Below are 12,002 nucleotides of genomic sequence, written 5' to 3'. Positions count from 1 at the left end.
CGGCCGTCACGGAATCAGAGGGGGCGAACCTGCTCCGCCTGCGGCCCCTTCTGGCCCTGAGCGATCTCGAACTCCACCCGCTGGTTCTCCTCCAGCGTGCGGTAGCCGCTGGTCTGGATGGCCGAGAAGTGGACGAACACGTCAGCACCCCCGCCGTCGACGGTGATGAAGCCGAAGCCCTTGTCTGCGTTGAACCACTTCACGGTTCCCTGCGCCATGTGTATCTCCTTCTAAAACTGGCGGCCGAGCACGCCGTGCGGCCGGTTGGCCGTTTTCGAGCAGCGGCGCCTTGAGTCGGCCCCCACGAAGGAGGACTTCCCTCGACCACGCCATCTCTCAACAGCGTGGAACAGCAAACCACGTACGCAAAAACTTCGCATAGCCTACCCGACGAAATTCTCCGACATGTGACCTGAGAACGCGTCCAGCGGCCCGAAGGCATCGACGGTACGGGCCGGCGACAGCTCCGCTAACCGGACGAAACCGGATCAGCCCGGGAACTCTCCCCGGCCTCCTCACGCACCGTCGCCGACGGTTCGACAGCACCGTCCCGACCGCCCAGGGCAACCGCCAAGACGGCGCCGAGCAGGCAGAACAGCGCCGCACCGGTGAACATCTCGGCGTACTCGACCCGAAGCGCGTCACGTACCGCGGCCGTGTAGTCGGCGACCCGCTGCTGGTAGACGGCACGGTCCACACCGAACGGCAACGGGGTCACCAGGTCGGCGGTGAGTTGCTGGAACCGGTGCAGCCCCCATGCGGTGACGCCGGCGACCCCGAGCAGCATGCCCACCATCCGGGCCACCACCAGCGCGGCGGAGGCGACGCCGTGCTGTGCCGCCGGCACCGCACGGAGTACGGCGGAACTCAGGGGCGCGATGACCAGTCCGAGACCGAAACCGGTCAGTACCAGGTCGGTGTCGAGCCGGGGCAGCCCGACCGGCCCGATCGGGTACCGGGCCGCCAGCGGGTCCACTGGCCAGCCGGCGATCAGCAGGTAGCCGAGTACGGCCAGCGACAGGCCGCCGACGGTGACGACACGGTCGCCGAGGCGCCGGGCGAGCAGGCCGCCGAGCACCGCGCCGACCGGCAGCGCCACCAGGAACCGGGTCAGCAGCAGCGCCCCCTGCACCGCGTCACGCCCGAGTACGGTCTGCGCGAAGAGTTGCACGTCGACCAGGGTCACCAGCAACGCGGCACCGGCCAGTGCGCTCACCCCGAGGGCGACCAGGAAGGGCCGCATCCGTACCCCGGCCGGATCCAGCAGCCGGGTCCGGGCCCGGGCCTGCCAGAGCAGGAACGCGCCGAGCACCACCACCCCGGCCCCGACGGTGACCGGACCCCACGGCGGCAGCAGCGAACGCGCCGGATCGGGGTTGTAGAGGCCGACCACCAGCAGCCCGAGCGCCACCGCCAGCAGCAGCCCGCCGACGACGTCGACCCGCTGCCGGGCCGCGTCCGACCGGACATCCCGGCCCGGCAGCGTCAGCCGGACCACCGCGATCGCCAGCACCGCGAGCGGCAGGTTCACCCAGAAGACACCGCGCCAGCCGACCAGCGCGGCGAGCCCGGCACCGTAGAGCGGACCGAGCACGCTGCCCAACTCCTGGGCCGCGCCGACCAGCCCCAGGGACAGTGCCCGGCGCCGGGCCGAGCCGAGGTCGGAGACCAGCGCCATCGTCACCGGCAGCAGGGCGCCACCGGCCAGACCCTGTAGCCCTCGCCCGGCGACCAGCAGCGGCAGGCTGTCGGCGAGGGCGGCCAGCACCGAACCGGCGGCGAAGCCGGCCAGGCAGCATTCGATGACCACGCGCCGGCCGTACCGGTCGGAGAGCCGGGCGAGCAGCGGCATCCCGGCGACGTAGCCGAGCAGGTAGCCGGTGACCACCGGAGTGGCCCGTTCCAGCCGGTTGACCGGGACCCGCAGGTCACCGAGGATCTCGACCAGCAGGGTCACCACGACGTACGCGTCGAGCGCGGCGAGCAGCACCGCCGTGCCGCCCACCCCGATCGCGAGCCGGCGACCGGCCCGCGCCACGGGATCAGGGGACACGGATGGTGACCGGAGCGTCGTACTCCGAGAGGGTCACCGTCACGGTCCCGGTCTGGCCGGGCACCGGGAACCGGGCCCGGTGCAGCAGCCGCCGGTCGGCACCGATCCAGAGCGTGCCGGTGACGTCCGTGCTGACGCCCGGCACCAGGTTGCCGAGCGCCGAGCCGGGGAGCGTCCCCTCGATCCGGTACGTGTCGACCCCGTCGACCTTCTCCCGGCCCTCGGTGGTGCCGGTGGCCCTGCCGACCAGGTTGGCGACGCCACGGTCCGGGGAGAGGATCGCGGTCGGGTCGTAGATCGCCGCAGCGGTCGCCAGCGGCAGCCGCTGCCAGCCGCCGGTCAGCCCGTTGACGTGCAGGGTCTCGTCCTTGACCACGAAGGACAGCTCCAGCGGCAACCCGCCCTGCTCGATCTTGGCGGTGCCCTGTGCCTCGCCGGCCGCGGTGATCACGCCCTCGGCCGCGCTGATGCCGAGACTCTCGGCGGCGCCCTCGGTAACGATCGCGAACCGGGCGGTCTGCACCGTGCCCAGCTCGGTCGCCGCGCTGGAGAGGAGTTCGGCCGCCTCGGGCAGGGGCGCGGAGTTCTCCGCGCCCCCGGCCGGGTCATCGGCGCCCCGGTCGGTACAGCCTGCGGAGACGGCCAGCAGCAGGCTCAGCGCACCGGCGAGCACGAGGGATCGACGCATAACCCGAAGCGTACTCACGACCGGTGGGCCGTCGACGGCGATCCGCCCCGGACGGCTCCGGAGTCCGCCGACTCAGTCGGGCCAGCGGCCGGTGAGCCGGCGTACTCCGATCGCGCCACCCCGGTCCACGGCGGCCCGGACGACCGCGAAGATGGCCCCCTGCAACGCGGCGGCGGCCAGGATCTCGCCCCAGCCCCGGTCCTCGTCGATCGCGTCCGGCGCCTCGCCGTCACCGGCGGTCAACTTCCAGACCTGCCGGAAGACCGCGCCAGCGGCCACCCCGGCGGCCATGCCCAGAAGTATGCCCACCGGCCGGTAGGCCACCTTGCTGACTGTCCTGCTCACCCACGTCTCCCTCGTGCCATCAGCACCACGACCGCCAGCGCCAACGCCCCGGCCGCGAACACGGCCCAGGACACCGGATGGCGCAACGCTACCGAACCGGCGTCGTGCACGGAGGACCGGACGTTCGCGGTGGTCTGCCCGGCACGCTGCTTCACCCGGTCCCGGGTCTGCGCCGCCGAGCCCTTGATCCGGGCCTTCACGTCCGCCTTGGCCGCCAGGGCCTGCACCGTCTCGCCCAACTCGGCCCGGGTCTGCCGGATCTCCGCCCGGAGCGCCTCCGGGTTGCCGAAGCCGTTGCTGCGGGTCATCCCTGTCCCCTGTCCCGGACCGCCGAGGCCACCGTACGCACGTCCGCGCGCAGGCTGTCCGCCGTCGCCTTCGGCATCGGCGGCACCGCCCGGCGTACCTGCCCCCGGCCGACCATCGCGAAGATCCCGGCCAGGATGAACAGCGTCCCGGCCACCACCAGCGCGGCGGCCCAGGCTGGGATCACCACTGCCAGTCCCAGCACCGCGGCGGCCACCAGGACGCCGAGTCCGCAGAGCGCCAGCGCGCCGCCGCCGCCGAAGAGGCCCACCCCGATACCGGCGTGCTTGCCCTTCTCGGCCAGCTCGATCCGGGCCAGCGCCAGCTCGTCGCGTACCAGCCGCGACACCTGCTCGGTGGCGCGCTGCACCAGCTCCGCGGTGGACTGCTCCGCGACCGGTCGAGCGGAGTCGCGTACGACATCGGCCATGCTGTCCTCCTATCCAGGTTCCTGGGCTGTATGCCCCGGTCGCCGGTGGTTCAATCCTGCCGACGGTCCGTTCGTGCCCGGTGTCCGTTCGTCGTGCCCGTCCCGGGCCGGGCGGACGGCTGGCCGGTGCGGCGGAGGCGGAGACGCGTCCCGCCCCCGCTGTGGTTAGTGTCCGCCACCGAGCGCCCCGATGGCGGCCGATCCGGCAGGTCAGCGGCCCGGCTCGCGGCGCTCAGCGGGGCGGCGCCTCGGCCGGCTCGTCGGGGCCGACGAAGGCACTGCTCCGGGCCTCGCCGTCGTCGGTACCGCCGAAGAGCCGGGCGTCGTCCGGCGGCTCGTGCTCGGTCGGCCGGCCGTCGACGGCGGCACCGGGTACCGGCCCGCTCGGCTCGACCCACTGCCAGGGCAGCCGGCCGGAGGCGTCGCCGACCTCTGTGCGCAGCCGGGGCAGCGCGGTCGGCCGCTGGTCCCGCAGCCAGCCGACCAGGTGCTCCCGGACCAGGCAACGCAGGTCCCAGAGCCTCGGCGCGTCGGCGGCGCTGACCAGGGCGCGCAGCCGGACCATCCCGCCGACCGCGTCGGTGACCTGGAGTACGCAGGTACGCCCGTCCCAGAGCTCGGTCCCCTCCACCAGCCGGCGCAGTTCTTCCCGCATCGCCTGCACCGGCACCGACCAGTCCACCTCGAACTCTGCGGTGCCCAGCACGGCGGCCTGGGTGCGGGTCCAGTTCTGGAACGGCTTGGAGGTGAGGTACGACGTCGGCAGGATCAGCCGCCGGTCGTCCCAGATCTGCACCACCACGTAGCTCAGGGTCAGCTCCTCGATCCGGCCCCACTCCCCCTCGACCACCACCACGTCGTCCAGCCGGACCGCGTCGCTGAACGCCAGTTGCAGCCCGGCGAAGACGTTGCCGAGCACGCTCTGCGCGGCCAGCGCGGCGACCACCCCGATCACGCCGGCCGAGGCGAGCACGCTGGCGCCGACCCCGCGCACGCTCGGGAAGGTCATCAGCATCACCCCGGCGGCCAGCACCACGATGACCGCGATGGTGACCCGGCGCAGCATGACGATCTGGGTCTTGATCCGCCGGGCCTGCCGGTTGTCCGGCACGTCGACCCGGAACCGGGCGAGTGCGGTGTCCTCGCTGACCAGCAGCAGCGAGGCGACCAGCCAGGCGGTGGTGCCGATGACCGCCAGGACGAGCAGGTGCAGCAGGGTCTGCCGCCACGGCGTACCGATGCCGTAGCCGGTGCTGAACCGCACGCCGAACTGGATCGCCAGCACGGTCGCGGCCACCTGGAAGGGCCGGTGCGAGTGCTCGGACAGCTCGCTGAGCAACACGGACCGTCGGCCAAGTCGGCGTACGGTCCGGTGCACCACCTCCACCGCGGCGAGCGCGAGCAGCGCCGCACCCACTGTGGCGATGACCGTCCACAGATAGCTGTCCACCAATGTTCTTCCTTCCACGCCGAAGCCGGGTGCCGCTGCGGGATGTCTCCCGAGCCGCACCCGGCGGGGCCACGAACGCGCGGGGCCGAATATGTAGGATGCCCCAGAGAGTCCTATGAATCCAGGTCAGACCTTGCGGTACCTCGCCTGCACCAGGCAGAACACGGCGAACGCGGCGATGCCGAGCGCCACCAGCGTAAGCAGGATCGACCCGTACGCCTGCTCCCGCAGCGTGTGCAGGGCGGCGTCCAGGCCCCGGGCCTGGTCCGGGTCGTAGTTCACCGCGGCCGTCACCACGAGCAGCCCGGCGATGCCGTACGCGATGCCCTTGGCGACGTAGCCGGCGACGCCCAGCCGGCGGGCGAGCTTGCGGGTCTGCGGGCTCATCTCACCGGTCTTCAGGTGCCGCTCGAACTTCTTGACCGCGCCGTACCAGATCAGCCCGACGCCAAGCGCCGCCAGGCCGAGCCCGATCAGCCCGACCAGCAGTTGACCGCCCGACGAGGCCATCAGTTTCTCGGTCAGCGCCTGCTGCTTGTCCGCACTGGACGAGTTCGCCTGCTGCACGACCTGGTAGGCCGTCCAGGCGAAGTAGAGGTAGACGAGGGTCCGGCCGACCGAGGTCAGCCGCTCGACGACCCGCTCGCGGCCCCGGAATTCCAGGTGCCCGATCGCTGCCTCGAAGGCCTGCCAGATCGCCATCGCGAGCAGGCCGACACCGATCGCACCGACCAGGAAACCGCCGAGCGGCTGCGCGGCCAGGGTACGCAGTGCGCCGGACTGGTCGCCGTCGTCGGCCGGCCGACCGAAGGCGATCTGCAATGCCAGCCAGGCGAAGAGCAGGTGAACGAGCCCGTAACCGACGAAGCCGGCCCGGGCGAGGATCTCCAGGGGCTTGCTGTTGGCGGCGCGGGCCGCGCTCGCTCCGGCGGTAGAAGTCGCTGACATGGGCGTGTCAATGACCGGTCGGGACGATTTCCAAACGTCAGGGCGCCGGAGGCGACCCTCCGGCGCGGTGGCCGGCGGCGGCGGAAAGACCGCCACCGCCGCCCCGGGTCACGCGTCAGCCGGCGTTGCGGCCGATCCGCACCACCACCTGCTCCTGGTCGGCGCTCTGCACGGTGGCGTACAGGCCGCCGACCTCGGTGGCCTGCTGGCCGACGGTCAACGACAACTGCTCGCCGGCAACCTCGAGGGTCACCTTGTCGCCGTCGACGCCGATCAGTTTGGCCTCGACCCCGAGGATGCTGGTCTGGGCATTGACCCCCTGCTTGAAGGTGACGGTGCAGGCGTCCAGCCCGCAGTCTGTGGTGGCGCCCTCGGAACTACAGCCGGCCAGGACGGCCACACCGAGGGCCAGGCCGGCAAGGAGACCGGCGGCACGACGGACGGTGGTCTTTTGGCGGTACGGGGGGTTCGTCACCCCACCAAGGATACCTGGAGTGATCCAGGCAACGGCCCGGCCGAGTTTCCGGCACCGGCCGATATCGTGCCTGCCATGCCGTTCGAGATCGCCCGGGTCCGGGCCGCCTACCCCGCCCTCGCCGAGGGATTCGCGCACTTCGACGGGGCTGCCGGCACCCAGGTGGCCGCCCCGGTCGCCGACGCGGTGGCCGGCACCATGCGGACCGCGGTGGCCAACCTGAGCAGCGCCCACGTGCCCGGGCAGCGCTCCGGCGAGTTGGTGGCGGCGGCCCGAGCGGCGGTCGCCGATCTGGTCGGGGGCGCCCCGGACGGGGTGGTGTTCGGGCCGAGCGCGACCGCACTGACCTATCACGTGGCCCGGACGCTCAGTCAGGCGTGGCGCCCCGGCGACGAGGTGGTGGTCTCCCGACTCGACCACGACTCCAACGTGCGGCCCTGGGTGCAGGTTGCCGAGGCGACCGGCGCGGTCGTCCGGTGGGCCGAGTTCGACCCGGAGACCGGCGAACTCCCGGCCGGGCAGTACGCCGACCTGGTCGGCCCGGGTACCCGGGTGGTGGCGCTCACCGCCGGCAGCAACGCGATCGGCACCGTGCCGGACGTGGCCGGGATCGCCGCGACCGCGCACGCGGCCGGTGCGCTGGTCTACGTCGACGGGGTGCACGCCACCCCGCACGGGCCCACCGACGTCGCCGCGCTCGGCGCCGACTTCTACGTGACCAGCGCGTACAAGTGGTCCGGCCCGCACGTGGCCGCCGTCGTCGCCGACCCGGCCCGCTGGGCGGAACTGCGCCCGGCCAAGCTGCTGCCCTCCCCCGACCGGGCGCCGGAGCGGTTCGAACTCGGCACGCCGAGCTTTCCGCTGCTGGCCGGGATCCGGGCCGCCGTCGACCATCTCGCCGGGCTGGACCCGGACGCCACCGGCGACCGGCGGGAGCGGGTACGGGCCGGGCTGGCCGCCGCGCTGGCGCACGAGGAGCAGCTCTTCGACCGGCTGCACCGGGGGCTGGCCGGGCTGCCCGGGGTGACCGTCTACGGCTCGCCCCGGCACCGCTGCCCGACCGTCTCGTTCCGGCTCGCCGGCCAGAGCCCGGGGCAGACCGCCGCCGCGCTCGGCGAGCGCGGTGTCTGCGTCTCGGCCGGCGACTACTACGCGTACGAGTACTTCTCGGCGCTGGGCCTGCGGGACAGTGGCGGGGCGGTCCGGGCCAGCCTCTACCACTACAACACCGCCGAGGACGTCGACCGACTGCTCGCCGAACTCGACCGGCTGGCGGTGGGCGGGGTCACCGACACCACCGGGCTGGTGGGTGGAGAATTGCTCCGGTGAGCTTCCTCGTCGAAGAAAATCCCGCCCGCCGCCGTTTCGAGATCCTGGTCGACGACGCCCTGGCCGGCTTCATCGGCTACCAGGTCGAGTCCGGGACGATGGTGCTGGTGCACACCGAGGTCGACCAGCGGTTCGAGGGCAAGGGTGTCGGCAGCGCGCTGGCCCGGGGCACCCTCGACCAGCTCCGCGACCGGGGCGAGCGGGTCCGGGTCACCTGCCCGTTCCTGCTCACCTTCCTGGAGCGGCATCCCGAGTACGCATCGGTGGTCGCCGACGGCTGAGCCGCCCGGGGGTACGGCGGTCGGGTCCCGGCGACGGGCTACGGTCGTACCCGTGGCGGAGCCGGAAGTGCGCACGACGGGCCGGGCGGGTCGGTGGATCACCGTGGTGGTCGTGGTGGTGGCGTTGGCCGCCGCCGGAGTCGGAGTCGGAGTGTGGCGGGGCTGGTTCGCCGACCCGTCGGTCTCGGACGCGCCCCGGGCCCGGGCCGGCACCGTGCAGACCGTGGTGGCGAACCTTGAGGCGCCCTGGGGACTGGCCTTCCTCCCCGACGGCTCGGCCCTGGTGACCGAGCGGGACAGCAAGCGGGTCCTCCAGGTCTCCGGCGGTACGGCCCGGGAGGTGGCCCGGATCGAGGAGGCCGCACCGGCCGGCGAGGGCGGCCTGCTCGGCCTCGCCGTCTCCCCGGACTACGCCGCCGACCGCTGGGTGTACGTCTACTACACCGCCGCCGACGACAACCGGGTCGCCCGGCTGCGCCTCGGCGAGCCGGCTAGGGAGATCGTGCTGAGCGGCATTCCGCGCGGCTCGCGTACGCACAACGGCGGACGGATCGCCTTCGGGCCGGACGGCATGCTCTATGTCGGCACCGGGGACGCCGGGGACCGCGACGCCGCACAGGACCGGAACAGCCTGGCGGGCAAGATCCTGCGGATGACCCCGGACGGCCGGCCCGCTCCGGGCAACCCGTTCGGCGACACCCTGGTCTACAGCTACGGCCACCGGAACGTGCAGGGGCTCGGCTGGCACGCCGACGGGACGATGTACGCGGCCGAGTTCGGCCAGAACCACTACGACGAACTCAACCGGATCACGCCGGGCGGCAACTACGGCTGGCCGGAGGTGGAGGGCGACTCCGACGACTCCCGGTTCGTCACCCCGGTCGCCACCTGGGGTACCGCCGAGGCGTCCCCGAGCGGGCTGGCGGTGGTCGGCGACCGGGTCTGGCTGGCCTGCCTGCGTGGGCAACGGCTCTATCGGATCGGTACCGACGGGCAGGGCGCCGAGGCGCTGCTGACCGGCGAGTACGGCCGACTCCGGCACGTCGCCCCGGCGCCGGACGGGTCGCTGTGGGTACTCACCTCGAACCGCGACGGCCGCGGCTCGCCGGCGGACGACGACGACCGCATCCTCCGGCTGGTCCCCTGACCGGCCCGACCGACCCGGGCTGCTGACGGGTCTAGATCGCGTGTTCCGGCGCGGGTAGTTCGGTGAACGGGAAGCGGAGCCGGAAGTCGGGCCAGGGCACGCTGAGCCGCAGCCAGTCGCCACCACGGTCGGCGTCGACCCCCAGCTCGGCGATCTGACCGAGATCGGCGAGCGAGCGCCGGGCCTGCTCCTCGGTGACGCCCGCCGCGCCGGCCAGGCTGGTCAGGCTGGTGCTGACGACGCGGCGCCGCCATCGCCGCCGGGTACGCGCAGCCAGCCGGCGGATCGCGATGGCCACCAGCACGGCCTGGTCGTCCCGCTGTGCCCGGGTCTCCAACTCCCGCTCCGCCTCGGAGAGCGGCAGCACGTCCAGCGGATCGCAATCCAGCCGGGGCGTGACCCACGGATCGTCGCCGTCGGCCTCGGTCAGCTCGAAGAGGCCGAACGCCGCCAGGCAGAGCAGCAGCTCGCCGACGGTGTGCGGAACCGGCACGTCGCGCCGCCGGCACATCTCGGCGAACAGCTCGATCCGGGTGGCGCGGATCCGGACCATCCAGGCGTAGTGCTGCCGGGCGTTCAGCTCGGCGTCCTCGGCGTCCCGGCCGGCACGGCGCCGCCGGGCCCGGTCCACCCACTCGTCGACGCTGCCGGGATCACACCACGCCGAGCTCTCCCAGGGGACGATCGTCGACCAGGCCGACCGGCGGAACCGGGAATCCCCGGGTACGACGGTGAGGTAGACGAAGGCGCAGGGAAGCCACCTGATCCAGGACGGAGTAAGGGCGGCCCGCTGCCAGCGAGGGGTCACCGGACGAACGATACCGCGACTCGCCGTGAACGTGGGGGCACCCTTGGTGACAGCCACGGTACGGATCGGGTGTCGTCCCGATGGTCCGATCAGGACTGTCCGGCGAGCACCTCGGCGGCGGCCCGGCCTGCGGCCCGGGTGGCGCCGTAGGTGGCCAGGTGCACCCGCCCGGTGACGATCGATGGTACCCCGAGTTCCACCACCACGGCGTCCGGGCGGTCGGCCAGGAGCCGGCGTACCGCGCCTGCCATCCAGTCGTGCCGGTGCAGGTCACGGACCACCAACACCAGTGCTCGGCCGGCTGCGCCGGCGAGCGCCCCGGCCGGCGGGACATGGTCGGCGGCCAGGTCGTCGGCGGCCAGCCGTACGGTCGTGGTGCCGGGCAGCAGGGCGGCCAGCGGGGCACCCACGCCCCACGGCGTCTCGGCGCCGATCGCGATGTTGCGAGGCGGCTCGAACTCCAGCACGTGGGCCGGGCCGGTGAGCGGCAGTACGGCCGGGCCGGCACCGTCGGTCAGCCGGACCGCCCGGCGTGCGGCGGCCAGGCCCAGCGGGGAGCCGTCCGGGCCGGCGGGCGTCCACTCGGCGCGTTGGGCCCGGGCGGCACCGCTCCACGCGGCCAGCAGGCCGACCCGCTTGGCCGCCTCGACCAGGCGCTCCTCCGGCAACACCCCGGCGAGCACCGCGTCGACGATCGCGTCCCGCAGCCGCAGGGCGTCCGCCTCGTCGGCGTGCTCGCCGCCGACACAGATCGCGTCGGCCCCGGCGACCAGGGCCCGGACGGTCGCCCCGGCGAAGCCGTACCGGTCGGCGACCGCGCGCATCTCGATGCCGTCGGTCACCACCACACCCTGGAAGCCCAACTCCTCGCGGAGCAGGTCGGTCAGCACCCGCCGACTCAGCGTCGCCGGCCACTCCTCGTCGACCGCCGGGACCAGCAGGTGGCCGGTCATCACCGCCTGCACCCCGGCGTCGATCGCGGCCCGGAACGGCGGCAGCTCGCAGGCGTCGAGCCGCGCCCGGGAGACCGCGATCCGGGGTACGTCGAGATGCGAGTCGACGCTGGTGTCCCCGTGCCCGGGGAAGTGCTTGGCGCAGGCGGCGACCCCGGCCGACTGGAGACCGCGTACCCAGGCGGCGGTGTGCCGGGCGACCAGCCCCGGGTCGGCGCCGAAGGCGCGTACGCCGATCACCGGGTTGTCCGGATTGGCGTTCACATCCGCGTCCGGGGCGTAGTTCAGGGCGATGCCGGCCGCGGCCAACTCGGCACCGAGGTCCCGGGCCACCGCCTCGGTCAGCTCGGGGTCGTCGACCGCGCCGAGCGCCAGGTTGCCCGGCCGGGAGCTGCCGAGCCGGGACTCCAGCCGGGTGACGTCGCCGGCCTCCTCGTCGATCGCCACCAGCACGTCCGGCCGTTCCGCCCGCATCGCGTCGGTCAGCGCGGTGACCTGCGCGGCGTCGACCACGTTACGGGCGAACAGCACCACCCCGCCGAGCCCTTCACCGAGCCATCGGCGCACCCAGTCCGGCGGTCGGGTGGTGCCGACGAACCCGGGCTGGAGTACCGCCGCCGCCAGGCTGGACAGGTTGTCCGTCGTTCCGCTCATCCCGCCGGTTCCCCCCGAATCTACAGTGGACAGCCGCCGCCCTGGTAGCGGCGGGTGCTGCCATGGTCACACCACCTCAGCAAATAGTCAATAAACCTTCCTATTAGCCGGAACAGGCCCGGACGTGCGGCATGG

Annotated in this window: 14 protein-coding genes; 3 read left to right on the top strand and 11 right to left on the bottom strand. The window is 73.2% G+C overall.

The features are described 5' to 3' along the window. Positions 1–14 precede the first annotated feature (14 nt). From R6Y94_RS19490 to R6Y94_RS19450, 9 genes are all read right to left on the bottom strand, one after another. The gene (locus tag R6Y94_RS19490) at positions 15–218 is read right to left on the bottom strand and encodes a cold-shock protein (RefSeq protein ID WP_011905669.1); all 204 of its coding nucleotides are present in this window, start codon (positions 216–218) and stop codon (positions 15–17) included. Positions 219–469: 251 nt separating this feature from the next. After that, complete coding sequence (locus tag R6Y94_RS19485; RefSeq protein ID WP_318397306.1) at positions 470–2,053, bottom strand: MFS transporter; 1,584 nt, start codon at positions 2,051–2,053, stop codon at positions 470–472. Beyond that, positions 2,043–2,741, bottom strand: coding sequence for an LppX_LprAFG lipoprotein (locus R6Y94_RS19480; RefSeq protein WP_318397305.1), 699 nt, complete (start codon positions 2,739–2,741; stop codon positions 2,043–2,045). Before R6Y94_RS19480 ends, R6Y94_RS19485 begins: the two co-directional genes overlap by 11 nt. A gap of 72 nt (positions 2,742–2,813) precedes the next feature. Continuing rightward, a complete protein-coding gene (locus R6Y94_RS19475; protein WP_318397304.1) occupies positions 2,814–3,086 on the bottom strand; it encodes a DUF4235 domain-containing protein in 273 nt (90 codons plus the stop codon). Further along, positions 3,083–3,394: a DUF3618 domain-containing protein gene (locus tag R6Y94_RS19470; RefSeq protein WP_318397303.1), complete on the bottom strand. Its 312-nt coding sequence runs from the start codon at positions 3,392–3,394 to the stop codon at positions 3,083–3,085. Before R6Y94_RS19470 ends, R6Y94_RS19475 begins: the two co-directional genes overlap by 4 nt. Next, on the bottom strand, positions 3,391–3,822 hold the full coding sequence (locus R6Y94_RS19465; RefSeq protein WP_318397302.1) for a phage holin family protein: 432 nt from the start codon (positions 3,820–3,822) through the stop codon (positions 3,391–3,393). Before R6Y94_RS19465 ends, R6Y94_RS19470 begins: the two co-directional genes overlap by 4 nt. Positions 3,823–4,054: 232 nt before the next feature. After that, positions 4,055–5,272, bottom strand: a complete 1,218-nt coding sequence (locus tag R6Y94_RS19460; RefSeq protein WP_318397301.1) for a mechanosensitive ion channel family protein — start codon at positions 5,270–5,272, stop codon at positions 4,055–4,057. Positions 5,273–5,398: 126 nt separating this feature from the next. Beyond that, a complete protein-coding gene (locus R6Y94_RS19455; protein ID WP_318397300.1) occupies positions 5,399–6,220 on the bottom strand; it encodes a DUF1206 domain-containing protein in 822 nt (273 codons plus the stop codon). A gap of 115 nt (positions 6,221–6,335) precedes the next feature. Next, positions 6,336–6,695, bottom strand: a complete 360-nt coding sequence (locus tag R6Y94_RS19450) for a hypothetical protein (RefSeq protein ID WP_318397299.1) — start codon at positions 6,693–6,695, stop codon at positions 6,336–6,338. 75 nt (positions 6,696–6,770) lie between these two features. Between R6Y94_RS19450 and R6Y94_RS19445 the strand changes: the two genes are divergently transcribed. From R6Y94_RS19445 to R6Y94_RS19435, 3 genes are all read left to right on the top strand, one after another. Next, positions 6,771–8,024 carry a cysteine desulfurase-like protein gene (locus R6Y94_RS19445; protein ID WP_318397298.1) on the top strand — a complete coding sequence of 418 codons (1,254 nt, stop codon included), beginning with the start codon at positions 6,771–6,773 and terminating at the stop codon, positions 8,022–8,024. Then, entirely contained in the window at positions 8,021–8,305 is a 285-nt protein-coding gene (locus R6Y94_RS19440; protein WP_318397297.1) for a GNAT family N-acetyltransferase, read from the top strand. The genes R6Y94_RS19445 and R6Y94_RS19440 overlap by 4 nt, the downstream gene beginning before the upstream one ends. Positions 8,306–8,411: 106 nt before the next feature. Further along, positions 8,412–9,452, top strand: coding sequence for a PQQ-dependent sugar dehydrogenase (locus tag R6Y94_RS19435; RefSeq protein ID WP_412102820.1), 1,041 nt, complete (start codon positions 8,412–8,414; stop codon positions 9,450–9,452). A 31-nt stretch (positions 9,453–9,483) separates the two neighbouring features. Here the strand turns inward: R6Y94_RS19435 and R6Y94_RS19430 are convergent, their stop codons facing one another. Further along, the gene (locus R6Y94_RS19430) at positions 9,484–10,260 is read right to left on the bottom strand and encodes a DUF6042 family protein (protein WP_318397295.1); all 777 of its coding nucleotides are present in this window, start codon (positions 10,258–10,260) and stop codon (positions 9,484–9,486) included. Positions 10,261–10,349: 89 nt separating this feature from the next. Continuing rightward, on the bottom strand, positions 10,350–11,867 hold the full coding sequence (locus R6Y94_RS19425; protein WP_318397294.1) for a glycoside hydrolase family 3 protein: 1,518 nt from the start codon (positions 11,865–11,867) through the stop codon (positions 10,350–10,352). Positions 11,868–12,002 lie beyond the last annotated feature (135 nt).

This window comes from Plantactinospora sp. KLBMP9567, from assembly GCF_033446045.1.
Lineage (GTDB): Bacteria > Actinomycetota > Actinomycetes > Mycobacteriales > Micromonosporaceae > Plantactinospora.
Note: the sequence above shows the minus strand (reverse complement) of the source record. Positions and strands in the feature narration are given on the sequence as shown.